The 24,119-nt window shown below is 68.2% G+C and carries 23 protein-coding genes; 11 read left to right on the forward strand and 12 right to left on the reverse strand.

Translation table 11 applies throughout. The features are described 5' to 3' along the window. Positions 1-183: 183 nt before the first annotated feature. The 3 genes from K7W42_RS12250 to K7W42_RS12260 form a co-directional block, all read right to left on the reverse strand. Positions 184-1,344, reverse strand: a complete 1,161-nt coding sequence (locus K7W42_RS12250) for a sugar ABC transporter substrate-binding protein (RefSeq protein ID WP_224574988.1) — start codon at positions 1,342-1,344, stop codon at positions 184-186. 93 nt (positions 1,345-1,437) lie between these two features. Further along, positions 1,438-4,224 (reverse strand): valine--tRNA ligase, encoded by a 2,787-nt coding sequence (locus K7W42_RS12255; RefSeq protein ID WP_224574990.1) that lies wholly within the window; start codon positions 4,222-4,224, stop codon positions 1,438-1,440. Then, a complete protein-coding gene (locus K7W42_RS12260; protein WP_224574992.1) occupies positions 4,217-4,756 on the reverse strand; it encodes an NUDIX hydrolase in 540 nt (179 codons plus the stop codon). Before K7W42_RS12260 ends, K7W42_RS12255 begins: the two co-directional genes overlap by 8 nt. Positions 4,757-5,141: 385 nt before the next feature. Here K7W42_RS12260 and K7W42_RS12265 point away from each other — a divergent pair, with 385 nt between their 5' ends. After that, the gene (locus tag K7W42_RS12265) at positions 5,142-5,693 is read left to right on the forward strand and encodes a hypothetical protein (RefSeq protein WP_224574994.1); all 552 of its coding nucleotides are present in this window, start codon (positions 5,142-5,144) and stop codon (positions 5,691-5,693) included. Here the strand turns inward: K7W42_RS12265 and K7W42_RS12270 are convergent. Continuing rightward, the gene (locus tag K7W42_RS12270; RefSeq protein ID WP_224574995.1) at positions 5,690-6,418 is read right to left on the reverse strand and encodes a hypothetical protein; all 729 of its coding nucleotides are present in this window, start codon (positions 6,416-6,418) and stop codon (positions 5,690-5,692) included. The genes K7W42_RS12265 and K7W42_RS12270 overlap by 4 nt on opposite strands. Positions 6,419-6,497: 79 nt before the next feature. Then, complete coding sequence (locus K7W42_RS12275; RefSeq protein ID WP_157457543.1) at positions 6,498-7,019, reverse strand: DUF4388 domain-containing protein; 522 nt, start codon at positions 7,017-7,019, stop codon at positions 6,498-6,500. A gap of 110 nt (positions 7,020-7,129) precedes the next feature. Between K7W42_RS12275 and K7W42_RS12280 the strand changes: the two genes are divergently transcribed. Next, entirely contained in the window at positions 7,130-8,149 is a 1,020-nt protein-coding gene (locus K7W42_RS12280) for an ADP-ribosylglycohydrolase family protein (RefSeq protein WP_439648862.1), read from the forward strand. 176 nt (positions 8,150-8,325) lie between these two features. On the opposite strand, the gene K7W42_RS12285 is transcribed toward K7W42_RS12280, so the two are convergent. The 7 genes from K7W42_RS12285 to K7W42_RS12315 form a co-directional block, all read right to left on the reverse strand. Further along, entirely contained in the window at positions 8,326-9,117 is a 792-nt protein-coding gene (locus K7W42_RS12285) for an ABC transporter ATP-binding protein (RefSeq protein WP_224574997.1), read from the reverse strand. Between the two features lie 126 nt (positions 9,118-9,243). Then, complete coding sequence (locus K7W42_RS12290; protein WP_224574998.1) at positions 9,244-10,260, reverse strand: FecCD family ABC transporter permease; 1,017 nt, start codon at positions 10,258-10,260, stop codon at positions 9,244-9,246. Positions 10,261-10,267: 7 nt separating this feature from the next. Further along, on the reverse strand, positions 10,268-11,200 hold the full coding sequence (locus tag K7W42_RS12295; protein WP_157457539.1) for an ABC transporter substrate-binding protein: 933 nt from the start codon (positions 11,198-11,200) through the stop codon (positions 10,268-10,270). Positions 11,201-11,215: 15 nt separating this feature from the next. After that, positions 11,216-12,229: a FecCD family ABC transporter permease gene (locus tag K7W42_RS12300; protein WP_224574999.1), complete on the reverse strand. Its 1,014-nt coding sequence runs from the start codon at positions 12,227-12,229 to the stop codon at positions 11,216-11,218. Then, on the reverse strand, positions 12,226-13,134 hold the full coding sequence (locus K7W42_RS12305) for a sucrase ferredoxin (RefSeq protein WP_224575000.1): 909 nt from the start codon (positions 13,132-13,134) through the stop codon (positions 12,226-12,228). Before K7W42_RS12305 ends, K7W42_RS12300 begins: the two co-directional genes overlap by 4 nt. A 2-nt stretch (positions 13,135-13,136) precedes the next feature. Then, the gene (locus tag K7W42_RS12310; protein ID WP_224575002.1) at positions 13,137-14,060 is read right to left on the reverse strand and encodes an ABC transporter substrate-binding protein; all 924 of its coding nucleotides are present in this window, start codon (positions 14,058-14,060) and stop codon (positions 13,137-13,139) included. Then, positions 14,057-15,004: an ABC transporter substrate-binding protein gene (locus K7W42_RS12315; protein ID WP_224575003.1), complete on the reverse strand. Its 948-nt coding sequence runs from the start codon at positions 15,002-15,004 to the stop codon at positions 14,057-14,059. Before K7W42_RS12315 ends, K7W42_RS12310 begins: the two co-directional genes overlap by 4 nt. A gap of 235 nt (positions 15,005-15,239) precedes the next feature. Here K7W42_RS12315 and rpmE point away from each other — a divergent pair, with 235 nt between their 5' ends. From rpmE to K7W42_RS12360, 9 genes are all read left to right on the forward strand, one after another. Next, the gene (rpmE, locus tag K7W42_RS12320; RefSeq protein ID WP_224575004.1) at positions 15,240-15,458 is read left to right on the forward strand and encodes a 50S ribosomal protein L31; all 219 of its coding nucleotides are present in this window, start codon (positions 15,240-15,242) and stop codon (positions 15,456-15,458) included. A gap of 95 nt (positions 15,459-15,553) precedes the next feature. Next, positions 15,554-16,168, forward strand: a complete 615-nt coding sequence (locus K7W42_RS12325) for a thymidine kinase (protein ID WP_224575005.1) — start codon at positions 15,554-15,556, stop codon at positions 16,166-16,168. A 320-nt stretch (positions 16,169-16,488) separates the two neighbouring features. Next, positions 16,489-17,604, forward strand: coding sequence for a GGDEF domain-containing protein (locus K7W42_RS12330; RefSeq protein WP_224575006.1), 1,116 nt, complete (start codon positions 16,489-16,491; stop codon positions 17,602-17,604). A 369-nt stretch (positions 17,605-17,973) separates the two neighbouring features. Continuing rightward, positions 17,974-18,360, forward strand: coding sequence for a response regulator (locus K7W42_RS12335; protein WP_157457694.1), 387 nt, complete (start codon positions 17,974-17,976; stop codon positions 18,358-18,360). 43 nt (positions 18,361-18,403) lie between these two features. Continuing rightward, positions 18,404-20,761 (forward strand): transglycosylase domain-containing protein, encoded by a 2,358-nt coding sequence (locus tag K7W42_RS12340; RefSeq protein WP_224575007.1) that lies wholly within the window; start codon positions 18,404-18,406, stop codon positions 20,759-20,761. 376 nt (positions 20,762-21,137) lie between these two features. Next, on the forward strand, positions 21,138-21,521 hold the full coding sequence (locus tag K7W42_RS12345; protein WP_157457534.1) for a penicillin-binding protein: 384 nt from the start codon (positions 21,138-21,140) through the stop codon (positions 21,519-21,521). A 360-nt stretch (positions 21,522-21,881) separates the two neighbouring features. Then, on the forward strand, positions 21,882-22,553 hold the full coding sequence (locus K7W42_RS12350; RefSeq protein WP_224575008.1) for a cytochrome c biogenesis CcdA family protein: 672 nt from the start codon (positions 21,882-21,884) through the stop codon (positions 22,551-22,553). Next, positions 22,538-23,239: an ABC transporter ATP-binding protein gene (locus tag K7W42_RS12355; protein ID WP_224575009.1), complete on the forward strand. Its 702-nt coding sequence runs from the start codon at positions 22,538-22,540 to the stop codon at positions 23,237-23,239. Before K7W42_RS12350 ends, K7W42_RS12355 begins: the two co-directional genes overlap by 16 nt. Before the next feature lie 5 nt (positions 23,240-23,244). Then, positions 23,245-23,931: a heme exporter protein CcmB gene (locus K7W42_RS12360; RefSeq protein WP_157457692.1), complete on the forward strand. Its 687-nt coding sequence runs from the start codon at positions 23,245-23,247 to the stop codon at positions 23,929-23,931. Positions 23,932-24,119 lie beyond the last annotated feature (188 nt).

Raw genomic sequence — 24,119 nt, forward strand, 5'->3', positions numbered from 1 at the left:
ATCGGAGTCCGTATGACACTTCATTGCAGCACAGCCGGAAAGGCACCGGCTGCGCCTGCATCTGGCGAAATCCACACCTTTTCCTGCTCGACCTCCTGCGGAGCTTTTCAAGCCTGCGGCGCCGCTGTCCAAGGCCACTCGGATTCTACCCAGCAGTCTGCCCGAGGACGGTCGGAGTCCGTATCACGGCTGAAGCGCGGCCCTGATCCTCTGAACCGCCTGATCCAGAATGGCGCGCACGGGTTGATCCGGCTGGGCCTGAAGCTGGCGCAGCGCCTCGGCCCACGGCCGCCACACCGCAGTCATGGCCGAGATCTTGGGCACTGGCGCGCCCCGGCGGATGCCTTCCCCAAACCCGCTGAGCGCCTGATTGTTCTCGATCGCCGCGGCCCGCGCCGCCGGGCTGGACGGGAGGCGGCCACCCGCTTGAAACAGCGTCAACTGCGCCTCATCCGTCGTTAAGGCGCGGGCCAGTGCGGTCGCCTCGGCGCGGTGGGCACTGCTGGCCGCGACCATCGCCGCCTGCCGGCCCACGAACGGCTGCCACGCCTCGGGGGCGCCGGGCGGCGCTGGCAACGGCACGGAACGCACGTCCAGTCCAGTCCGCTGCAGGTCACCGAAATTCCAGGGCCCCGTCAGCCACAGGGCCAGGCGCCGACTCGTGAACGCTTTCTGCGCCGCCGCATCATCGAGGGTGCCCGCCAGGCCCTCTACCTGCCCCAATTCCCGCAAAAAGGTGCCGGCCTGCACCGCCCCTGCGGTGGCCAGGCCCAAGTCGGCTGGACCAAGGCGGCCCGCCTTCAGGCCGAACACTGGCGCACTGTACGCTTCAAAGACGCCGGCCTGCGTATAAGGGTCTTGCAGATCAGAGGCCAGCCCCAAGCGGCCCGCCCGGACCTGTTCGCTCATGACCTGGCGCAATTCGGCCCAGGTTGCCGGTGGTCTGGGCACCAGCTCCGCGTTGTAGACCAGTGCGAGGGCCTCGGCCATGAGGGGCAGGCCCAACAGTTGGCCCTCAGAGGTAAAGGCCTGCTGACCCGCCGCGTCCGGCGTCCCCTGCGGGGTCAGGGGCGCGGCAAGCCCGATGACGGCCCCCAGCCACTCGTCAGGGACCCCCACCACCACATCCGGCCCCGCACGGCCTGCCGCCTGCCAACGGGGCCCCAGTTCATCAAAGGGAATCTGGCGCACCTGAACGCGGTGACCCGTGCGCGCCGTAAACGCCTGGGCCTCTGTCTCCAGCCAGTGACGGTCACCCGCCACGTAGGACGTCCAGACGGTGAGGGGAACCGCTTGCCCAGCACCGGCCAAGAGCAGAATGGTGGTGAAGAGAAAGCGCCGCATGGTCCTTTCAGATAGCACAGATGGCTTGACCGAGGCGGTAAAAAAAGAGGCCCCGCCCCCAGCCGCAGCTGGAAGCGGGACCAGGGACCGGTCTTACGCGAACTGGGCCAAGACCTGCTCCAGCCTCTCTTTCCGGGCGCTGAAGTCAACCACGCGGCGCTTTTCTTCCTCGATTACCTCGGCAGGGGCGCGGGCCACAAAGCCCTCGTTGCCCAGCTTGCCCTGCGCCTGTTTGATTTGCTTGTCAAACTCGACCAGGCGTTTTTTCTGCTTGCCCACCCAGTCGGCAATGTCCACGGTGCCTTCCAGGGGGGCGCGCACGGTCACGCCGCGCAGGGGCAGCGACAGGGTGCGGCCGTCCAGGCTGGGCACCAGGGCCACACGGGCCATGCCTTCCACCACGCGGGCGTTGTCGTGGACGGTGGCGGCCAGGTCGCCTTCGACCACCACATTCAGGCGGTCTTGCGGGCTGAGGCCCAGTTCACTCTTCAGGCTGCGGGCGGCGGCCACCGCGGCGCGCAGGGCCTCAAAGGCCGCCTCGGCCTCGGCGTCATGCAGGGTGGCCTCGGGGCGGGGCCAGTTGTGCAGCGCCACCTGACGGCGGTGGCCCAGAGCCGCGTACAGTTCGCTGGTCACAAACGGCATGAAGGGGTGCAGCAGCTTCAGGATGTGTTCCAGGGTGGCCTTGAGCGTGACCAGGGTGGTCAGTTTGCCCTCACTCAGGGCGGGCTTGGCCGCCTCGATGTACCAGTCGCAGAACTCGTCCCAGGTAAAGGCATAGAGGGTGCGAATGGCCGCGCCAATGTCAAAGTCGTCCAGGTGGGCGCTGGCCTCGGCGGTGACCGCGTTCAGGCGCGAGAGAATCCAGCGGTCAGCCAGCGAGAGGTCGGGGCGGGCGCGCACGGCGTCAATCGCGTCGCGGCTGCGCATGGCCTCGCCGGCAGTGTCGTCCAGGGCGCTTTGCACGTACCGAATGAGCGCCTCGTCCTCGTCGCTGCCTGCGGTTTGCAGGTTGGGCAGGGCCTCTGAAAGGCGCAGCAGGGCAAAGCGCGCGGCGTTCCACAGCTTGTTGGCAAAGTTGCGTCCCTGCTCAAAGCGCCGGGGGTCGTGCTTGATGTCCTGCCCGCCGGTCGACAGGAAGGCGAAGGCAAAGCGGCTGGCGTCCACGCCGTACTGGTCAAACAGCTCCAGGGGGTCCAGGCCGTTGCCCTTGCTCTTGGACATCTTCTGGCCTTTGCTGTCCAGGTACAGGCCGTGGAGCATCACCGTCTTGAACGGCGCCTGGCCGGTCAGGCCGTAGGCCGCCATCTGCATGCGGGCCACCCAGAAGAACAGGATGTCGTAGCCGGTCACCAGCACCTGCGTCGGGTAGAACTTGCGGAAGTCCTCGTGGTCGGTGTCAGGCCAGCCCAGCGTGGAAAAGGGCCACAGGTTGCTGCTAAACCAGGTGTCAAACACGTCGGGGTCGCGCCGCAGGGTCAGGTGGGCGTAGCGGGGGTCCTGGTCGCAGTCGAGGTCGGGGGTCTCGGGGTCGGGCACGTAGAGATTGCCCTCTTCGTCGTACCAGGCCGGAATCTGGTGGCCCCACCACAGCTGCCGGGAGATGTTCCAGTCGCGGATGTTCTCCAGCCAGTCGCGGTTGACCTTGGCATAGCGCTCGGGGGTCAGCTGGATGTCGCCCGCGTCCAGCCCTGCAAGCACCTGCTCGGCAAAGGGCTTCATCTTCACGAACCACTGCTCGCTCACGATGGGCTCGACTGGCACCTTGGTGCGCTCGGACAGGCCAATGGCCGTGTCGTGGTCCTTTTCTTCCAGCAGGTCGCCGGACTCGGTGAGGGCCTTCACCACGGCCTTACGGGCGGCGAAGCGCTCCAGGCCCCGGAACTCGGCGGGCACCAGCTCACTGGTCAGATTGCCGTGCAGATCAATGACACTGGGCCGGGCCAGGCCGTGCCGCTCGCCAATCTCAAAGTCAGTGGGGTCGTGGGCCGGCGTGATTTTCAGGGCGCCCACGCCAAATTCCATCTCGACGGCCTCGTCGGCGATGATGGGCACGTAGCGCTCTGTCAGGGGAATGCGCGCCTCCTGACCGATCAGGTGGGCAAAGCGGGGGTCATTCGGGTGAACGGCAATCGCCTGGTCGGCAAAGATGGTCTCCGGGCGCACGGTGGCGATGCGGATTTCGCCGGCCTCGCCGTTGCTGGGCGCCGCCTGGGGGTCACGCAGTTTGTACGACAGGGTGGACATCTTCCCTTTGCGGACTTCACGGTCAATTTCCAGTTCCGAGAGGGTGGTCTGCGCCGCCGGGTCCCAGTTCACGATGCGCTCGCCCCGGTAGGCGAAGCCGCTGTGGTACAGCCGCACGAACTGGTGACGCACGGCGCGCGACAGCCCCTCGTCCATCGTGAAGCGCTCACGGGTCCAGTCGGCACTCACGCCCAGGCGCGAGAGCTGATTCAGAATCATGCCCCCAGACTCGGCCTTCCAGGTCCAGACCCGCTCCAGAAAGCCCTCACGGCCCAGGTCGTGGCGCGAGGTGCCCTGGTCACGCAGTTGCCGCTCCACAACCACCTGTGTGGAAATACCCGCGTGGTCCATGCCGGGCAGGTACAGCGCCTCGAACCCCTGCATGCGCTTGTAGCGAATCAGGGTGTCAATGAGGGTGTTGTCCAGCGCGTGCCCCAGATGCAGGTTGCCCGTCACGTTGGGCGGCGGAATCACGATGGTAAAGGGCTCTTTGCCGCTGGTGGCGTCGGCGCGGAACGGCTCGGTGCGCCATTTAGACGCCCAGCCCGGCTCGATGGCCTGCGGGTCAAACTGCTTGGCCAGGGTGGAGGCGTCGGTCTCGGGGGCGTCGGGGGTCTGGGTGAGGTCAGTCATGGCAAGGCTCCTGTGGGGTGGGCTCCGGGTCGGCCAGGGTCAGCAGATGGGGCAGGGCGGCTTCATACCCGAAGCCGGGAATCAGGCCGTGGTCAGCCTGAAGCACGAAGCGGCAGTGGAAGGTCATGCCGGCGTCGGTCTCGCCGGCAGTCACGACATGGGGCCAGTCGTCGGGGGTGGCCGGCGGCGCGGCCAGCCAGAAGTAGTGCCAGACCTGCGAGGTCTCACCGCCCGTCTCCTGGCGGCGCGTCCAGTGAAAAGACGCCAGGTGCACGGGACCCGACAGCCTCAGCCCGGTTTCTTCCCAGGCTTCGCGCACCGCCGCCTCAGCCGGGGTCTCGCCGGGGTCTACCCCGCCCGCCGGCACCTGAATGCCTGCGTCGGGGTACATGGGCGGGTGCTCAAAGACCAGCAGTTCGTGGGGCGCGCGGGTGACGTAGGTCAGGACCCGCTGGCGCCAGCCACGCTGCTCGGCCAGCGCTGCCGCTTCTGGCAGCGGCAATTCATATCCAGTGGTCTGTGCTGTGGTCATGGCTGCCTCCTCCAGACAACGAAAAAACGTCCCGTCCGCCGGCGTAGGCCGGATGCGGACGAGACGAAAACAGGTCCCGTGGTACCACCGCGTTTCCCCCACTGGCGGCGGGGGCACTTTGCGCGCGCTGTGCCGGGCGCACCCGGAGGGGTCTAGTGGGCCGCCGGCAGGCTGGCGGGCCGTTCTTCCCTCATGCTCGCGGGCGACGTTCGCCGGGTGCCGTTTCCGCCGGCCCTCTCAGTCGCGGGGCGGGCTTCCTGTGGTGGCTGTCCCGGTTACTCTTCCCGGTCACTGCTGCCTGGGAGTCTACGCGCCGCGCGGGGGCGTTTTCAATCCGCCTCCTGGCCCATAGGCGCCCAGGCCCCCCAGCCGGCACCCTGAGCAGATGCCAGAACATGACTGGGCCGGCCTGACCCTGTACCACCGCGCGGTGCGGGACGTGCGCGGCGACCGCCTGTGGCCTCTGAACCGGCTGCGTGACCTTCACCCCGAGGTCTACGCCCGTGAAGTGGCCAAGTACGCCGGGCGCCAGGCCCTGCTGACCGAACGGGTGGAGCGCCTGAACTGCCTGTGGAACGACGTACTGTTCTTCGCGCCGGTGCATCCGGGCCCCCTGCTGGACGCGGTGCGGAGCACGGGACGGGCCGTGCCATCCGTGCGGTTCTGGTCGCTGCCGGCCTCAGCGCTGGACCCGGCGCGGGCCTGCGTGCGGCTGGTGCGGCCCTGGCCAGACGGCATCAGGCCGCCTCCCGACCCGGCCGACGAACGGCCCTACACGCCAGAAGGGCTGAGCCAGTTCACGCTGCCACCCGCCGAAACGCTGGCCCGGCTCCGGCAGTTGCTGCCGGGCGATCCCCTCATCCTGTGGATGGACGTGCCGCATGTGCTGTACCGGGGCGAGGTGCCCCTGAGCGCCCTGACCGATTTGAGGGCCTAGCGCTCCTCGCTGGGGGCCAGCTCGTAGCGGTACAGCAGCGGCTTTTTCAGCAGGCCGCGCGGCACGGTCACGGTGGCGCTGCGGTAGGGTACCCCCTGTACGGTCGCCCCCGCCGCAAAGGTCTGGGTGTCGGTGCCCAGGCGGGCGGTGCGTTCGCCCAGTTCCAGCACGCCCTCGGCGCGGGCCAGGACATCGTAGGGGTGTTCGATCAGGGCGGTCAGGCGCACGGGTTGCCCGGCCAGACTGCGCAGGGGATTGGCGGCGCTGGCAAAGGCGGCGCGCACCGGGTCCGCCACCCGGTCACAGGTGACGCGCAGGCTCAGGGCGTACTCGCCCACCGGGAACAGCGCCTCACGAATCAGGGTCACGCCGTCGCCCTCGGCCTCGCGGAAGGCCGTCAGCAGCGCGGCGCGGCGGTTGCGCAGCAGCGTCACGGGCGCGGCCGAACTGCCGCCCTGCATGGGAAAGTCGCCCCGGTTAATCAGGCGCTCGGCGTGCAGCAGCGTGTCCTCGCGGGTGCGGAAGGTGCGGTGCGTGACCGGCTGGTGCGGGTGCCAGCGCCCCCCTGAGTCCCGCTGCTGCCACTCGACCCACAGGTCGTAATGGTCCTGCTCGCGCCAGCTGGGGTGCGTCTGCACAGCCGCCGCTGGGCGCACCTGGCCTTCCCGGCCAAAGTCCTCACGGGGTTCGGGGCTGCTGCGGTCGTTCCGGGTGATGGCGCTCATGAGTCCTCCGCTGCCGCCCATCATGCCTGAATGGGCCGGCCTTGTGTGCAGAAGTCATAAGAAACGCTGGCCAGGCGGCCTAGCCCAGCTCCACCAGCCCCGCCAGCAAAAAGGGCCGCAGGGTTTCTAAAGTCATGCGCGGCGACTCGGGCGAGCGCTCCAGCAGGGCGCGAATATTGGCGCTGTCGCCCACCAGGTTCAGCACGCGGTACTGGGTGCGGGTGACGGGCTGGGCGTCGTTCCACTTGGCACTCAGGCGCAGGCGCTGGTTCCAGTCGGGAAAGGTGCGTGACAGCGCGGCCCAGCCCTCGCTGTCTTCAATCAGGCGGCGCAGGGCGCTGTCGCGGCGCAGGCTCAGGGTGCGGGTGGGCGGCACCTGCCCCACCTCGAAGGTAAAGGCGCCGCCGTCCAGACTGGCCATGAACTGCAGGGCGTTGTCACCGCGCAGCCGCCCGGCCTCGGCGTGCACAATCTCGCCGCGCTCCAGCCACAGCTGCCCGCCGCGAATGTGGTCCACGTTCAGGCGCCCCGCCCGGCCGCTGGTCAGGAACATCTGCATCACGGACAGAAACGGAAAGACTGCCAGGTCACCGCGCACCATATGTCCCTCAGTGTAAGGCCCCTGTCTGGGGGAAGCCAGAGGCTGCCCACCGGGGGCATGCCTGGTGGGCTACCGCACGCCCGGCTAGAGGCTGTGGCAGCATGGCCAGCGTGACGCGCCCAGACCGGCCCCTGACCACACTGCTGTCCCTGTGCGCGGCCGACGCCCTGGGCGCCGCCACCGAGTTCAAAACCCCCGCCGCAATTGCGGCGCAGTACGGCCCCCTCTTTCGCAGCTACCAGCCGGGCAGCGTTTTTGCTTTCGCCCCCGGCGAGGCCACTGACGACAGCCAGATGGTCGTGGCCACCCTGCTGGGCTACCGCCGGGGCCAGGGCCACGCGGGCGTGCTGGCGGCGCTGCGCGAGTGGCTGTCCACTGGACCGCCCGATGTGGGCGGCCTGACCCGGCAGGCGCTGAGCCTGGGGGCCGGCACGCTGGACGGCGGCGCGCGGGCCTGGAGCAGCAGCGGCCACGCCTCAGCGGGCAACGGCGGCCTGATGCGCGTGGCGGCGGTGTGGCTGGCGGGCTTTGAGGGCGCGGCCCTGGCCACCGAATCGGCGGTGGTCACGGCCCTGACGCACACTGACCCCCGCTGCGTGCACGCCTCGGTGTTCTTGACGGCATTGCTGGCAGCCTTGGCCCAGGGCGCCGCCTATGAGGAGGCTGCTCAGGCCGCCCTGGCCATCATGGACACCTTTGACGCCCGCGCGGCCTTGCTGGACGCCGGGGTACTGGGCCTGGAGACCCAGGCGGCACACGCGGCTTTCCGCGCCGCTGACCGTGAAGCCCGCGCAGCGGTGCGCGCCCGCGTGCGTTCGGGGCTGGCGGGCGCCGTGGTCTCGCAAAGCGGGTATGTGCTGGACACCCTGGAAGCGGCGCTGGCCCACGGCCGCCGCGCCAACTGGTGGGCGTGCATTGAGCCGGCCGTTTTGCTGGGCGACGACAGCGACACCGTGGCCTGCGTGGCGGGGGCGATTGCCGGTGCGCGGGGGTTGGAGGTGCCCTCGGCCCTCCTGCCGGCCCTGCGGCTGGGCCACGACTGGCCCGGCTGGACGCGCACCTGGGCCTGTGCGGCGCAGCTGCCTAGGGTGCTTGAGCAGGCCAGAGCCGGAGCCAGCCAGACGCCCTGAGAGGAAAACCCAGCGCCACCTCAGGGTTAGTCCCAAGGTGGCGCTGAGGCGAGTACAGCGAAGCTTCGTCAGAAGGCTGCTGGAAGATAGCTTCCCAACGGGTCTCTGGGAGAGTGCTGACGAGCCTTCTTCTTTTCCGTGGGTCAAGGCCCTCGCCCTGACCCAGCTGCCCTTCTCTACCGCGTTAGGGCGTAGGGAATCACGTGCGGCTTGCCGGTATCAGGGTCAGGGATGATGTGGCCGCGCAGATGAAACACGTCGCGCAGCAGCTCGTGGGTCAGCACGTCTTCTGGGGCGCCCTGGGCATAAATCTCGCCGCCCGACATGGCCACAATTTCGTGGCTGTAGCGCGCGGCCTGGTTGAGGTCGTGCAGGACCATCACCACGGTCTTGCCCTGTTCGGCGTTCAGGCGCTGGGCCAGGTGCAGCACCTCCAGCTGGTGCGACAGGTCCAGGTAGGTGGTCGGCTCGTCCAGGAGCAGAATGTCCGTCTGCTGGGCCAGGCTCATGGCAATCCAGGCGCGCTGGCGCTGCCCGCCGCTCAGGGCTTCCAGAGAGCGGCCGGCAAAAACGCGCATCCCGGTCTGGTCCAGCGCCCAGTCCACGGCTTCACGGTCCTCGGTGCGGCGCACAGGAAAGCGGCCCTGGTGCGGGTGACGGCCAAACCACACCAGTTCCTCGACACTCAGGCCCTCGGGCGCGGTGGGTCCCTGCGGCAAAATGGCCAGGCGGCGGGCCACTTCGCGGCTGGGCAGGGCGTGCAGCGCCTGGCCGTACAGCTCGATACTTCCGCCTCCCACCGGCAACAGCCGCGCCAGGGCGCGCAGCAGCGTGCTTTTGCCGCAGCCGTTGGGCCCAATGATGGACGTGACCTGACCGCCCTTCAGATGCAGGTTGAGGCCCGGCACGATGACGGTCTGGCCGTAGCCGAGTCGCAGGTCGCTGGTCGAAAGAGGAGGGTTGGTCATGGGGTCCTTAAGGGCAGGGAGTGAAGAACGAAAGGGTGAACTGGGTGCTCCGGGGGGTGAGCCAGAGTCTGCCGACGGCTGCTGGCCGGCTGAGGCGCCACTCGTCCCCTGCGTTCCACTGACCACTCACCTCGCCTTTCTCAGCAGATACAGAAAATACGGCGCCCCGACCAGGGTGGTGAAAATCCCGGCAGGCACCTCGATGGGGGGCAGCAGGGAGCGGCCCAGAGTATCGGCGGCCAGCACCAGGGCGGCGCCCAGCAGCATGGACACCGGCAGCAGCCGGGAATGGCGCGCGCCCACCAGCAGCCGGGCCACATGCGGGGCCAGCAGGCCCACGAACCCCAGAATCCCGGCGCCCGTCACGGCGGCCCCGGCCAGCGCCACCGCCACCGTCAGGCACAGCAGCCGCGCGGCGTTCACGCGCGTACCCAGCGAGGTCGCCAGATCCTCACCCAGGTTCAAGACATCCAGGGTGCGGGCCAGGAGCAGCGCGGCAGGCAGCAACACCAGCGCCCAGGGCAGCAGCCGGGCCGCGCGGGCCGCGTCGGCGCCGTAGACCGTGCCGGTCAGAAAGGTCAGGGCCGACCCCAGCCCGTCGGGGGCCCGGACGATGACTAACTGCTGCGCCGCGCCCAGCGCCGCCGCCACCGCCACACCCACCAGCGCCAGGCGCACCGGATGCAGGCTGCCGGACTGCGGGCCAGTCCAGTCGCGGGCCAGCGCCAGCACCAGCCCAAAGCCCGCCCAGGCGCCCACCAGGGCCGCCCAGGGCAGGCCACCTGGGGGCGCCGAGGGCCAGGCGAGCAGAAAGATGGTGGCCGCCAGCCCCGCCCCCGCCCCCACCCCGATGATGTCCGGTGAGGCCAGCGGGTTCCGAATAACGCCCTGCATCATGGCGCCGGACGCCGCAAACATGGCCCCGGCCAGCAGCGCCACCACGATGCGCGGCGCGCGCAGGTCGATGACCAGCTGCCGGGTCAGGTCGTCGCCGCCGCCCAGCAATACCTGCACCACGTCGGCCGCCGGGGTCTGCACGGCGCCAACCCCCAGCGCCAGCACCGACAGGACCAGGGCCAGCGCCGCCAGGCCCAGACTCAGGGCCAGGGCGCGGGCGGTGGTAAAGCGGGGGGCCGTGGTCACAGGGGGCTCACGGAAGGCGGAAACGCCCAGCCGGCGCGGCGTCTTGCAGCAGGCGGCTCTCGATGGCCTCGGCGACCATGAGTTTCAGGGCCAGCGGGCCCCGGCCGCGCGTCCAGTTGTCGCGGTTAAATACATACACGCGCCCGCGCGCCACGGCCGGCAGTTTCTGCCACAAAGGACTCTTTTTCCAGGTTTCGGTGATGGGGGTTTCATCGGGGGCCGTGAACAGCACCAGCGTCTGGGGGTTCAGGGCCACCAGGCCTTCCAGGGACAGCTCGTACTGGGTCTGGTCACCCTTGACCGGCACCAGATTCTTGCGGCCCAGGTCTTCCAGAAAGCTGCCCACAAAACTCTGGTTGGTGTGAACGGTCAGGGACTGCGGCGTGACCACGGCCGTTACGAAGGCGGGCGCGCCCTTCTTGGCAAAGGCGCGGGCCTTGCCAATCAGGCTCGCCTGGTCGGCCAGCAGGCGCTTGGCCGCCGCCTCGCGCCCCACCAGTTGCCCAATCAGGAGGGTCTGGGCACCGAGGTCGTCGGTGCTGCCCCGGCGGCTCTGGAAAGCGGCAGTGGGCGCCAGGCCCCCAAACTGCGGCAGCGTGGCCTTGTGAACAAAGGCGTCGGCCAGAATCAGGTCAGGCCGGGCCGCCGCGATGGCTTCCAGGCTGGGCTGCGCGCGGCTGCCGGTGGCAGGAACGCCCTGCATGAAGGGCGCCAGGTAGGGGGGCGCGCCCCGGTCACCGCCCTGGTTGCCCAGCGCGCCGCCCACCGGCTTCACGCCCAGGGCCACCAGCGTGTCCAGGAAGGAGTATTCCAGCGCCACCACCCGTTTAGCGGGGGCAGGCAGGGTCAGGGTGCCGCCTTCATGGCGCACGGTTACGGCCGCCGCCGAGGCCACCAGGGCCAGCGCGGACAGCACCGAGAAACGACTGAACTTGTTCATCACAGACCTCTGAGGTTATTTCTGGCCCACACGGCGGGCCAGCAGAACGAAGAAGGGCGCGCCAGCAGCGGCCACCAGAATGCCCACGGGCGTTTCGGCCGGCTTGTCCACCAGGCGGGCGGCGATATCGGCCACCACCAGGAATGCGGCGCCCAGCAGGGCCGCCAGCGGCAGGCTCAGGCGGTGATCTGCCCCCACCAGGGTGCGCGCGGCGTGAGGAATAATCAGGCCCACGAAGCCCACCGGCCCCACCACACTGACCGAAGCGGCGGCCAGCAGCACGCCCAGCCCCGTGACCAGCACCGAGTCGCGTTCCAGGCGGGCGCCTAAGCTGCGCGCTACGTCCTCTCCCAGGGCCAGGATATTGAGCCGGGGGGTCAGGAGCAGCGCGGCCAGCAGGCCGCCGATCATCCAGGGCGCAATCTGCGCGGCGTGTTCCCAGGTGCGGCCCGCCACGCTACCAGACAGGGCGAACAGTGCGCCCTGCGCCCGCTGTTCCCACAGAATCTGAATCACGCGGCTGGCGGCCCCCACCAGGCTGGCCACCGCCACCCCGGCCAGCGCCAGCCGAAGCGGGGTAATGCCCACGCTCCGCGCCACGCTGTAAGCGGCCGTGGCGGCCAGCAGGCCTCCCAGAAAGGCGGCCGGCACGAACAGCCAGCCCGGCACCGCCGGAAAGAAAACCACCATGACCAGAATCGCCAGCGCGCCGCCGGCCTCAACGCCCAGGATGCCGGGATCGGCCAGCGGGTTGCGCGTCACGGCCTGAAGCATCAGCCCCGACACGCCCAGCCCGGCGCCGGCCAGCGCCGCGACCACCGTGCGCGGAAGGCGCAGGGTATGCACCACCAGGCTTTCGGTAGAGTCGTTGGGGGCAAACAGCAGGGCCGCCACCTGTGCCAGCGGCAGGTCAGTGGCCCCCAGCGCCAGCGAGGCCAGCACCACGAAGACCAGCAGCGCCGCGCCCAGGGGCAACCACAGCGGGCGCCACGAGACGCGGCGGGTCGGCTGCGCCAGGGGCCGGGTCATGCCCACGCCACCTGATACTGCTTGACCTCGCCGTAATCGGGCTTGTGACTGGACCCCGGCACGCTCAGGAGGCTGTGGCCCACCACGGCGCGCACCTCGCCGCTTACGCCCTGCCAGGTGTAGCTCAGGGTGACGTGCTGGCCGTCCACCTGGGCGCGGCGCTCGGCGCTCAGCCAGGCCCAGCCGTGGCGCAGCAGCAGTTCGCGGTCCACGGCCTGGGCCAGCGGCGGCAGCCCCGCAAAGCCGCGCAGGTGCCGCGCGGCCTCGGACGGGGCCACCTCACGCTGGGCCACCCGCACAGCCAGCTCGGGGGTCAGGTGCGCCCACATAAGGCCCGTGGGCAGCTCCACGGCTGTGGCCGCAAAGCGGTGCCCGCCAAAGTGCCCGGTGCGCCAGGCGCGCACCCCTGCCTCGCCCAGCCGCTGAAACACCGGCACGCCGTAGCGCCCGCAGGCGGCGTCCACCGTGCCGTGGGTGCAGACGTGCAGGTCGGGGCCTGCGGGCGCTTCCTCTTCCTGCCACCCGCCCAGGTTCTCACGGTCCAGCAGGGTGTCGGTCAGGCCGCGCGCCCACTCGGTCTGCGGCAGCTCGCTGTGGTAGTCGCGCCGGCGATAGCCCCCGGCCCCCAGCGTGTAGTGCCGCACCCGCAGCGGCTGCCCCGGAACGCGCGGCGCACTCATCAGCAGGCCAAACCCCGCCCCCGACGCCTCGACCTTGCCGCGCAGCCGCTCGAAGAGGCCGCTTTGCTCGGGGGTCCAGTTCGCCACGTCGCGCACGCGCGCCCACACCGGCACGTCCAGTTCCAGCACCGTGACTTCCTGCCAGTGGGAGGCCGTGCCGATGGGGTCTTCGTTCAGCCCCCGCGACACGTCGGCGCATAGCGGCAGGCGGGGAGCGGCCGTCATGGTCAGCGGCCCAGCATGGCGCGGCTGATTTCGCCGGCCAGGGTCAGGGCGCTCAGGGGGCCGCCGAAGGTCCAGGTCTTTTCATTCAGGGCGTAGGTGCGGCCCGACTTCACAAAGGGCAGCCCCTGCCACAGCGGCCGGAGGCTGGGCGCCGCAAACACGTTGTCCTCTTTCTGGGTGACATACAGGAAGTTGGCAGTGTTCAGGGCCGAGAGCGGCTCCAGGCTGACTTCCGAAAAGCCGTAGGGCTGGGCCGGCGCCCTCCAGGCGTTGACCAGGCCGATTTTCTCCATGACCTCGCTGACCATGCTGTTGCCGGTAAACAGGCGCATGGTGGCGGCGCCGCCCCGGCCCGTGTAGGCCTGGGCCAGCACGTAGGTTTCGCGGGCGCGCCCCGCCGCCTTCAGGTCCTGCCCCACGCGCGCCAGGCGGGCGTCGAGGTTACTCAGAACCTGCCGGGCCGTGTTCTGGCGGTTCAGCAGCGTGCCGATGGTGGTAAAGGTCGAGCGCATCTCGCCGTACTGCGAGGCGCCCGCGTAGGGGTCAAAGGCCACGGTGGGCGCGATGGCCGCCAGCTGCGCGTAATTCTGGGCCGAGCGCAGCTTGGCCGTCAGAATGAGGTCGGGCTTCAGGGCGCGGATTTTCTCAAGGCTCGGCTGCTGCCGGGTGCCGATGTCCTGCACCGAGGCCGCCAGAGCCACGGGGATATTGACCCACTCGCGGTAGCCGGCGATGTCGGCCATTCCGACCGGCTGCACGCCCAGGGCCAGCACGTCCTCGGCGTAGGTCCATTCCAGCACCATCACACGCTTGGGGGTGGCCGGCACGCAGGAGGTGCCCAGCGAGTGCGTGATCTCGCGCCCCGCGCAGGCCGCCGAGGCCGAGGCGCCGCCCGCCAGCGCCAGCAAGGCCAGCAGCCGCTTCACTTCACCTTCTCCAGAATCATCTTGGTTAGGGCGTTGCTGTTGTGAATGCTCATGAGGGGCCCGCTGTAGGGGCTGAAGTCCTCAGGGACATAGACGATGCTCTGGTCTTTCAGGCGCTGGCCCACGGGGGTCTTCAAGAAGGCCTCGGCGCCGTTGTACTTGCCGCCGGGGGGAAACAGCACGACCAGTGTCTGCTTGTCGAGCCCCAGCAGCGCCTCGTCACTGATGGCCGAGCCGACGCCCAGCGTCGTTTCCTTGGCCTTGATGCCGTCCTTGAAGCCCAGGGTGCGCAGGTCGGGGATCAGGCGCACGTCGGTGTACAGCCAGTTGCTGCCGCCCGCAAAGGGCGCCACGACAACCACCTTGGAATACTTGCGGAACACGCCTGCCGCCAGCAGCTTGCGCGCGTTGGCGCGGTTGGTGTCGGCCACCTGCTTGATGACGCGCTCGGCCTCGACCTGCTTGCCAAACACCTTGGCCAGGTCGCGCAGGCCCTTTTGCCAGAAGCTGAGGCTGTCTTCGGCGTAGCCGACCGTGGGGGCAATCTTGGTCAGCTTGTCGTAGTTCTGGTTGCCCTTCCAGGTGATGCGGACAATCAGGTCGGGCTTCAGGGCCGTGATGGTTTCCAGGTTGGGCGTAATCCAGTCGCCGATGTACGCGGGGCTATTCAGCTTGACGCGGCCATAAAAGCCCTGCTTCAGGACTTCAGGCTTCAGCTTGCCGGCGCTCAGGTCAGCCGGCGTGAAGTAGGTGCTGCCCAGGCCCACAACACGGTCACTGACGCCCAGCGCGGCCAGCCAGCCCAGGGCTTCTTCGTCCATGACAACGACGCGCTTGGGGTCCTTCTTGACAGTGGCGCTGCCCTCGTCGTGCTTGAGGGTCAGGCTCTGGGCCGAAGCGGTGCCCAGCAGCAGCAAGGTCACGGTGGTCAGGGATTTCAACATAACTGAAGCATGCTGAACTAAACCGACTGAAATAGTCAAGTTTGAAACGTCCCATCTGGCGTCGTTAATGGGGGTATGGGGGAGGGTTGTGGCCACAGCAGACAACGCCTGCGCCGTCTGATCAAGTCTCTGGTCGCTTCCAGTGCAGACTGAGCCCAGGTGATGTATACTGTCAGGGTTGCCCGCTACGCACATGCCACCGCACTGGGGCGCAGACGTGGCGGAGGAGGCATCTATGAAAAAAGACATCCACCCCAGGACCGTTCCTTGCAAGATCATCTACCAGGGCCAGGTCGTGATGGAAACGCTGAGCACCAAGCCCGAAATCCACGTAGACGTCTGGAGCGGCGTTCACCCCTTCTGGACCGGCGAAGAGCGCTTCGTGGACACCGAAGGCCGCGTGGACAAGTTCAACAAGCGCTTCGGCGACAGCTACCGCACCAAGAAGAAGTAAGGCCGGCTGGCCTCTTCTCTGCCCCGCTTCGGCGGGGCTTTTTTTACTGGTGGCGGGCCGCCCTTCACCTGGCCCTATCTGCCATACTCCCCTGCGTGCTCAAGTCTCCCTATCACGGCGGTCACCTGGAGGTCATCGTCGGGCCAATGTTCAGCGGCAAAAGCGAGGAGCTGATTCGCCGCGTCACCCGCGCCGTGATTGCGCGCCAGAACGTGCAGGTATTCAAGCCGGCGCTGGATGACCGCTACCACGAGTCCAAGGTCGCCAGCCACGCGGGGCGCACCGTGGCCGCCCTGGCGGTGGGCAGCGCCGCCGAAATTCGCGCCCACCTGGCCGGTGAGGGTGCCCTCCTCAGCGACCCTGGCGTCAGCTCTCTGCCCGACGTGGTGGGCATTGACGAGGTGCAGTTTCTGGGGCCAGAAGTGGTGCCGCTGGCCCTGGAACTGGCGGGCGTAGGCGTGCGCGTCATTCTGGCCGGGCTGGACCTGGATTTCCGCGCCGAGCCCTTTGGCTCCATGCCCGACCTGCTGGCCCGCGCCGAGAGCGTGGAGAAACTGACCGCCATCTGTACAGTCTGCGGCGCCCCGGCCACCCGGTCCCAGCGCCTGATTGGTGGCCAGCCGGCCCGCCTGAGCGACCCCGTGGTCCTGGTGGGCGCCCAAGAAAGCTACGAGGCCCGCTGCCGCGTTCACCACGAACTGCGGGAATAAGTAGGCTGCCGGCTGCACCGTTTGCACCAAAGGCTGACTCCTGGCGAACCTGGAAAAGGGTGAGGTTAGACCTGGCTTGAGCAAACCAGTTTTGCTCCGATAGCTGAGTATCACAGACGGCACCCATATCAGAGGGCTGCTCTCTCCACCACCACAAAAGAAACAGAAGCAGGCGTGAGCATCTGACCGCTCATCGGCAGCTGGCCTCCAGCCGTGAGGCCAGCTTTTGGGCGTTCTCTCCCCTTTCTGCCAGGGTCGGCCCCGGCGCACAGGTGCAGCCCGCCGTGCCCAGACCAGGGGTACACTGTGGGGATTTCTATGTGGATGCCCCTGCCTTCTGCCTGCAGGCCAGGGCGGCGGTGATGCCGCGCCCCGCCGCAGACGCGCCGCCCGAGCCTGCCGCCTGGCGGACCACCCAGCGGCGCATGTTCGCGTGGCTGGTGGGGCTGGCGAGCCTGGCCTGCGGCGCCGCCCTGTGGATGCAGGCCCCCAGCTTCGATCCCCTTGACCGGGTGGCGCTGCCAGCCCTGGGGCTGGGCCTGCTGGGGCTTCAGGGGCTGCTGTCGCTGGGCGTTTTGCAGCTGCCTGGGGCTATTCGCGGCGCGTTCATCGGGGCCGGCGCCTACCTCCTGCTGGCGCTGAACCACCAATTCAGCGTGCTGACCCCAGCCTCCCGCACCCTGATGGAAAACACCTACTGGTTCGCCGTGCTGTATGTAGCGGTGTTTCTGGTCTACCCACCGCGCCGCGCGACCTGGTTGTCGGGCAGCCTGCTGCTGGTGTCGGCGGCGGTGTGCGGCCTGAATCTGCTGCTGACTGTGCCCGCCGAAGCCCGGGGTGATCTGACCGGGGCCTCCCTTCAGTTTCTGCTGGTGGGCGCAGTGCTCACGATCCTTCAGGCCACGCTGGGAGCGCAGCGCACGCAGCTGCTGGCCTCGCACGCGGCGGCCTACAGCGACGCCCTGACCGGCCTGGGCAACCGCCGCGCCGCCGAGGAACATCTGGCCGCACTGACCGCGCGCGGCGCCACCTACACCCTGGTGCTCTTTGACCTGGACCATTTCAAACGGGTCAACGACCTGCACGGGCATGGGGCGGGCGACCTGGTGCTGCGGGGCGTGGGGCGGGCAGTCCAGGCGCATTTGCCAGGCGGCGGTGTGGCGGCCCGCTGGGGCGGCGAGGAATTCATGCTGATCTTGCCCGAGCAGCGTGACCGCCAGGTGCGCGCGCTGCTCGATACCCTGCGCGCCGACCTGCGCGGGGCGCGCTACGGCACGGTGGACGGCGTGACCGCCTGCTTCGGTGTGGCCACCGCCCAGGCGGGCGAGGACCCCGAGGCGGTGGTAGCCCGCGCCGACGCCGCCATGTACCGCGTCAAGCGGCAAGGCCGCAACGACGTGTATCTGGCCGACCTGCGCCACACCCAGTTTGGCTGAGGGCCAGCATTTTCCTGACAGCGGCTGCCAGTCCCATTGAGGGGGTCAAAACATTCCCCTCACTTCCACTTCTGCCGCTGTCTCTTCCAGAGACTGACTTCTTCGCCCCAGGGCGGCGCCACTCCAGGGTCGTCTGCTGCACCGCTTCCTGCTTGACCTGCGCTCAAGACCTGTCCATCGGCTTGGTTCTTGTTCTCGACCTCACCGCCACGCCTGGAGGTCATTTGGCGCCCACCTGTTTCTGCGGCGTGAGCTTCACTCAGCCACTTATGGCTGGCCAACGGTGCCACTGAGATGTGGAGAGGTCGGAGACCAGCCCACTGGGGGACACCGGCCTCCGTGACGCGCAGGGACCGGGCCTGCATTATCATGGGGCTCATGGCGTATACCATCCTCGTCGCAGACGACGAACCAGCCATCCGCACCATGCTGGAAGTCATTTTGTCGGCAGACGGGCACGAAATTGTGGCTGTGCAGGACGGCAGGCTGGCCCTCGACTACCTCAAAGACCACACGCCCGACGCCATGCTGCTGGACGTGAAAATGCCGCACATGGACGGCTTTGAAATCTGTTCCCGGGTCAAGCGCATCAAGCGGCTGCGCGATACGCCTGTGCTGCTGCTCACCGGCTTTGACGATGACCAGACCCGCGACCACGCCAAGCTGGTGGGCGCCGACGACATCGTGTACAAGCCGCTGTCCGGTAAAAATCTCCGCAGCCGCGTCAACCAGCTGATCGAAGCCCGGCGCCGTTAGGCAGTCCGGCACCGACCAGCCGGCAGAAAAAGGCAGGACCGCCGTGATTTATATTGTCCGTTTCCTGAAATTCCTCACCTCGCTGGTGCTGGCGGCCCTGGTCGCTGGGGTTGGCGTGGCCGCCACCTACGCGGTCAAGTGGAACCGCGAACTGCCCGACTACCGTGAACTCGATAACCTCACGCGCTCGCTGGGCGCTGAAACCCGCGTGTATGCCCGCGACAACACGCCGCTGGGCACCCTGATTCCCAAGGTGGGCGACCAGGCCATCAGCCGCACGATTGTCAACCTGAATGAAATCAGCCCGTTCATGGTGGCCGCGCTAATTTCCAGCGAGGACCGCCGCTTTTTCGAGCATTACGGCCTGGACCCCTACGGCATTGGGCGGCAGTTTCAGCGCCTGGCGCGTGGGGACAATGTTCAGGGCGGCTCCACGCTGACCAACCAGCTGATCAAAAACACCTTGCTGCTTGAGGAATACCAGCAGGCGCGCAGCCCAGACCGCAAGTTCAAGGAATGGATGCTGAGCGTGCAGGTCGAGCGCTCCTTTACCAAAGAAGAGATTCTTCAGAACTACCTGAACGCCATTTACTGGGGCGACGGCGGGCCAGTGGAGCTGTACGGCATCTACTCGGCCGCGCAGGCCTATTTCAGAACCACGCCCGCCGCCTTGACGCTGGCGCAGAGCGCGTACCTGACGGTGCTGGTTCCCAGCCCTGGGCGCTTTTACCCCAACTACAAGACCGTGCGCCCACAGATGAAGATCCTGCTGGCGCGCATGGTGCAAGACGGCTGGATTACCCAGACCCAGATGGACGCCGCGTGGCGCGAACCGGTGCAGCCCAGAGGCTGGAAGGTGCTGTACGACGCTGGAGGCAACATCACCAGCGCCCGGCTGGTGGACGCCAGCCAGAAAGAACTGAAGGCCGTGACCAGCACGCGCGCCCCGCACTTTGTGCATCAGGTCGAGCAGGAACTGGTGCGCCGCTTTGGCCGCGAAAAGGTGTACGGCTCGGGGGGCCTGCGGGTCTACACCACCCTGGACCCCAAGGTGCAAAACGCCGTGGAAACCGCCAGCCGCGAAACCACCTACCTGCCGCCCGGCGCCACGCTGGCGGCCACCATCCTGAACCCGTATACCGGCGAGGTGCTGGGCATGATTGGCCAGAAGCTGCGCGGCACCGAGCCGCCAGACGACTGGAACAACGCCGCGCAGGGCCAGCGCCAGATTGGGTCGACCATCAAGCCGCTGCTGTACACCACCGCGCTGTCCACCGGCCTGAGCCAGGCCCACCGCGAGGAAGACCGCCCCATTACCTTCCCCTGCACAGGCTGTAAGAACGGCGTCTATGCGCCGCAGAATTTTGAGGGGGCGACCACCTACCGCGACATGACCATTCGTGAGGCGCTGGACCGCTCGCTGAATCTGGTCACGGTGCGCCTGGCTGACCGCATTGGCCTGCAAACCTTTTTCGGCAAGCTGCGCGAGCTGGGGCTGCAAACCAACGACGGCACCGGCCTGGCCGCCGCGCTGGGCGCTGTGGAAACCACGCCCGTCAAGATGGCGGCGGCCTACGCCCCCTTTGTCAACGGCGGCCTGTACCGCGCGCCGCGCTACGTCACGCGCGTGACGAATGCGCGCGGCGAGGTACTGTACGACGCTGGTAGCGAACCTGTGCGCCCGGCGCGCGTCTGGACCCCGCAGATTGCCTGGCTGGGCCTGGACATGATTCGCGGTGTGGTGGGCGACATGAGCGAGGCTCAGGGTGGCCTGGCGACCCGCGCCCGGTTTGGCGAGTGGCCCGTGGCCGGCAAGACCGGCACCAGCAACTTCGTGAAGGACCTGTGGTTTGTGGGCACCACGCCGCTGTACACCGGCGCCGCCTGGGTGGGCCGGCAGCAGGGCGGTGCCAACCCCGATTACTACTACTCGGGCTATGTGGCGGCCCCCATCTGGCGCCGCATGATGGAACTGGCCCACGAGGGCCAGGCGGTGCGGCAGTTCAGCGAGCCGCCAGGCATTCAGTATGTCGAGGCGCCGGACCAGCAGTTTCTGCCAAATGTGCAGATGGCCGTGCTCGACCCGAGTTTCCAGGGGGCGGCGAACACCGATGTGCAGGAGGACGCTCCTCCACCTGTGCAGTTCCGCGAAACCAGTTACGCTTCCTATGACGACCCGAACACCGTACTGGTCAGTCTGGACCGCGTGACCAACCGCCTGGCGACCGAATTCACGCCGCCCGAAAATATCGTGCAGCGGCGCGTGGAGTTTCAGGCGCTGCCGGCCTACGCCCCGGACCCCGCGCCAGCCCCGCTGAAAGATGAAACCCCTGACCCGGCCGCCCTGAAGGCCGCTCAGCCGCAGGGCACCTCACCGCAGGGCGCCCCAGCCACACCGTAAGTTCAGCAAGACCGGGCCGCCTGTCTGCAAATGACAGGCGGCCGACTGCTGTTCTCTGGGCGGTCGTCAGCCCTCCTCTTTCTTGTAGGTGACGTCCACAGCTCGAAGGGCTGGCGGAAGTGAAGGCGGCGCTCCCCTGCGAGTTCCGTCAGCTCTTGCCTCTGCTTCAGACGACGAGATCGGGAGTCGTCCAGTACGGCTTCTCCCGCTTACATTTGGAATAGGACCGAGTTGCGTGCACCACGTCCTGCTCCTGCTCGCTCTGCTGTGCCCATCCGCTTGGCCTGAACCGATTCGACAGCCGGCGGGCGCGGAATATACCCGACCCTCACCATTCTCCAAGCACTGCGGCCCTGGGGCGCCTATCATGACCGCCATGCGACTGCGCCGCGCGCCTCTGCTGACCTTACTGCTGACCCTGGGGGTGTCGGCCGCCGACGCCCGTGTTCGCCTGGGCGAGAGCCTGCCTGCCCACCCCTGGACCGCCGCCGAGCGCGAGGTGGTGGTCGTCTACAGCCACGACTGCGGCGACCTGGGTGACCTGTGGGACGCGGTGCTGGCGTCGGGACTGCCGGTGCGGGCCGTCAACGCCGAGGGAATACAGACCCCGGCGCCCGCCGGCCTGCGCGCCTGGGACGGCGAGGCCGCCACCGCCTTTGCCCGCAAACTGCGGGTGGGCGCCTATCCCACAGTGCTGCTGGTGCAGGGTGGCCGCATCCTGAACGCCTGGGAAGGCACCTTCACCGGCCAGCTGGAATAGGGCTCCAGACTGAGCTATGCCTTTAGAACGGTCCCAGTCTCAGGCTTCGCCCAGTGGCGCCGACATTCCTTTGGTTGTGCAGTGAACCAGACGAGAGCACGGATTGGACGGTGCAGCCTGCTGTCAATGCTTTGCATGGAGCGCGGTTTTCCAACGCATTGACGAGAGAAAAGCACCATCATCTACCGAATACTACTGGGCGCAAAACCTCTCGCCTCAGCGCTCTTAACAACAAAAGCTCAGGGTGATGCTGAATCCTGCCCCCGCATCTGTGCAGCTAAAGCGGCCTCAGCGATTCCTTACGCACACTTTCCTGCTGCGGGACAGGCGGCCTGGGGCGTGGCCGCTAGACTGCGCGTCATGGTTGCCCCGACCCTCACAGTCGCGTTTCTGGCGGGGCTGGTCTCGTTTCTCAGTCCCTGCGTGCTGCCGCTGGTGCCCAGTTATTTGGGGGTGCTGGGCGGCGAACGCGCGCCGTGGCGCCGGGCGCTGGGGTTCATCCTGGGCTTTGGGCTGGTGTTTATCGCGCTGGGCGCCACAGCCAGCAGCCTGGGTGCCCTGATCGCGCCGCACAAGGCGCTACTAGGCCAGCTGTCGGCCCTTCTGATTCTCTTTTTTGGCCTGGTGATGCTGGGCGCAGTGCGCCTGCCCCTGCTGATGCGCGACACCCGCGCGCTGGCCAACGCAGGCGGCTACGGCCCGGTGGCCCTGGGGGCAGCCTTTGCCTTTGGCTGGAGTCCCTGCCTGGGGCCGACGCTGGGCAGCGTACTGGGCCTGGCCGCCAGCAGCGCCAGCCTGGGTAGTGGCGTAGGCCTGCTGGCCGCCTATACCCTGGGCCTGAGCGTGCCCTTCCTGCTGGCCGCGCTGCTGTGGCACCGGGTCAACCTGCGTCGCATGAACCGTTACGCCGGCATTTTTGAACGGGTGGGCGGCGCGCTGCTGGTCGCTGTGGGCCTGCTGATGCTGAGCGGACAGTTCACCCGCCTGGCGACCTTCTTTTACAGCGTGATGCCTGAATGGCTGCAGGTGTGAAGAAGGCCGGGGGCGGTGCAACGGTAGCCCCACCTGAACCCGCCTCTTCGCATGCCCTGCAACTGCGCGGGGTGTGGCTCAGACTGGGCCGGGAGGCGGTCTTGCGTGGCCTGGAGGTGGACATTCCTGCTGGCCAGGGCGTGACCCTGCTGGGCGAGAACGGTGCGGGCAAGACCACACTGCTGCGGCTGCTGGCCGCTGGCCTGCGGCCTACACGCGGCGAGGGCCGACTGCTGGGCTACGACCTGCGCGATAGCCGGGCGGTGCGGGGGGTCACCCACCTGATGCCCGTGGACGGTGGCCTCTACCCCGACCTGACCGGCGCGGAAAACCTGCGCTTTGCCCTGCAGATGCACGGGCAAAGCGGCGACGTGGCCGGAGCCCTGCGCCGAACTGGACTGACTGGGGCTGCCGAGCGCCGCGCCCGCTTTTTCTCGGCGGGAATGCGCAAGCGGCTGGCCCTGGCCCGCGCGCACCTGCTGGCCCGCCCCCTGACCCTGGTAGACGAGCCCTTCGCCAATCTGGACGAGGGAGGCCGCGCCCTGGTCCAGGAACTGCTGACCGAGTTGCGTGCCCAGGGGGTCACCCTCATCATTGCTGCCCATGAACCGGCACTGGCGCAGGCGGTGGCGCCGCGTACCCTGCGGCTGGCGGGCGGCCAGTTGCACGAGGAGCACCGCGCTTGAGTGCCCTGCGGGTCATCGCCACCGTGGCCGCCAAGGACCTTCGGGTGACCGGCCGCACGCGCGACACGCTGCTGGCCACCGCTTTTTTTGCCGGGCTGGTGCTGCTGGTGCTGGGCCTGGCCCTGGGCGGTGGTGGGCGCACGCCCGACCAGACGGCGGCGCTGGCGGCGGGGGCCATCTGGACGGCGCTGGCCCTGGCGGCGGCGGTAGGCGCCCAGCGGGCGTTTGCCCAGGAACAGGAGGCGGGCGCACTTGAGCAGCTCCTGGCTTACCCCGGCCCCCACGGCGCACTGTATCTAGGTAAGTTGCTGGGGGTGCTGCCGCCGCTGCTGCTGGTGGCGGCCCTGACCCTGCCGGTGGGATTGGTGCTGTTTGGCGCCGCCGAGACCGGGCGTGCGGTGCCCTGGGCGGCCCTGGCCCTGACCGCCGCCTTGGGGGTGCTGGGCTTTGCCTCGGGCACAACCTTTTACGGCAGCATCACCGTCAATCTACGCGCGCGTGAGGCGCTGCTGCCCGCGCTGGCCTTTCCTATTCTGGTGCCGGCGGTGATTGCCACCGTCAAGGCCACCACCCTGCTGCTTACAGGCGGCTGGAGCGCCGAGGTGGCCACCTGGTTGACGTTCCTGGCGGCGTTCGACCTGGGCACGGTGATCTTGGCCACCCTGCTGTTTCCAGCAGCGGCTGAAGGCTAAGCCCCACCAGCCCTCTGGTGGCCAAATGAGTCGGGCCGAGAGCGCCCAAACGGCGGTCAGGTCAGCTCGTCAGTTTGCTCTGGGCGAAGCACTGCCCTCTGGTTGAGAGAAGCCGCTGTCCGTAGTCAGCGGCTTCCTCTTCCGTACCATTTTGGAAGTTGGCTCGCCCAGCGCCACTTAAGGGAATG

Source organism: Deinococcus betulae (assembly GCF_020166395.1).
Taxonomy (GTDB): domain Bacteria; phylum Deinococcota; class Deinococci; order Deinococcales; family Deinococcaceae; genus Deinococcus; species Deinococcus betulae.

What these genes read in the sequence shown, in the direction of transcription:
- K7W42_RS12250 (WP_224574988.1), bottom strand. Translation starts at nt 1,344, where the DNA reads ATGCGGCGCTTTCTCTTCACCACCATTCTGCTCTTGGCCGGTGCTGGG.
- K7W42_RS12255 (WP_224574990.1), bottom strand. Translation starts at nt 4,224, where the DNA reads ATGACTGACCTCACCCAGACCCCCGACGCCCCCGAGACCGACGCCTCC.
- K7W42_RS12260 (WP_224574992.1), bottom strand. Translation starts at nt 4,756, where the DNA reads ATGACCACAGCACAGACCACTGGATATGAATTGCCGCTGCCAGAAGCG.
- K7W42_RS12265 (WP_224574994.1), top strand. Translation starts at nt 5,142, where the DNA reads ATGCCAGAACATGACTGGGCCGGCCTGACCCTGTACCACCGCGCGGTG.
- K7W42_RS12270 (WP_224574995.1), bottom strand. Translation starts at nt 6,418, where the DNA reads ATGAGCGCCATCACCCGGAACGACCGCAGCAGCCCCGAACCCCGTGAG.
- K7W42_RS12275 (WP_157457543.1), bottom strand. Translation starts at nt 7,019, where the DNA reads ATGGTGCGCGGTGACCTGGCAGTCTTTCCGTTTCTGTCCGTGATGCAG.
- K7W42_RS12285 (WP_224574997.1), bottom strand. Translation starts at nt 9,117, where the DNA reads ATGACCAACCCTCCTCTTTCGACCAGCGACCTGCGACTCGGCTACGGC.
- K7W42_RS12295 (WP_157457539.1), bottom strand. Translation starts at nt 11,200, where the DNA reads ATGAACAAGTTCAGTCGTTTCTCGGTGCTGTCCGCGCTGGCCCTGGTG.
- K7W42_RS12300 (WP_224574999.1), bottom strand. Translation starts at nt 12,229, where the DNA reads ATGACCCGGCCCCTGGCGCAGCCGACCCGCCGCGTCTCGTGGCGCCCG.
- K7W42_RS12305 (WP_224575000.1), bottom strand. Translation starts at nt 13,134, where the DNA reads ATGACGGCCGCTCCCCGCCTGCCGCTATGCGCCGACGTGTCGCGGGGG.
- K7W42_RS12315 (WP_224575003.1), bottom strand. Translation starts at nt 15,004, where the DNA reads ATGTTGAAATCCCTGACCACCGTGACCTTGCTGCTGCTGGGCACCGCT.
- rpmE (WP_224575004.1), top strand. Translation starts at nt 15,240, where the DNA reads ATGAAAAAAGACATCCACCCCAGGACCGTTCCTTGCAAGATCATCTAC.
- K7W42_RS12335 (WP_157457694.1), top strand. Translation starts at nt 17,974, where the DNA reads ATGGGGCTCATGGCGTATACCATCCTCGTCGCAGACGACGAACCAGCC.
- K7W42_RS12345 (WP_157457534.1), top strand. Translation starts at nt 21,138, where the DNA reads ATGCGACTGCGCCGCGCGCCTCTGCTGACCTTACTGCTGACCCTGGGG.
- K7W42_RS12350 (WP_224575008.1), top strand. Translation starts at nt 21,882, where the DNA reads ATGGTTGCCCCGACCCTCACAGTCGCGTTTCTGGCGGGGCTGGTCTCG.
- K7W42_RS12355 (WP_224575009.1), top strand. Translation starts at nt 22,538, where the DNA reads ATGGCTGCAGGTGTGAAGAAGGCCGGGGGCGGTGCAACGGTAGCCCCA.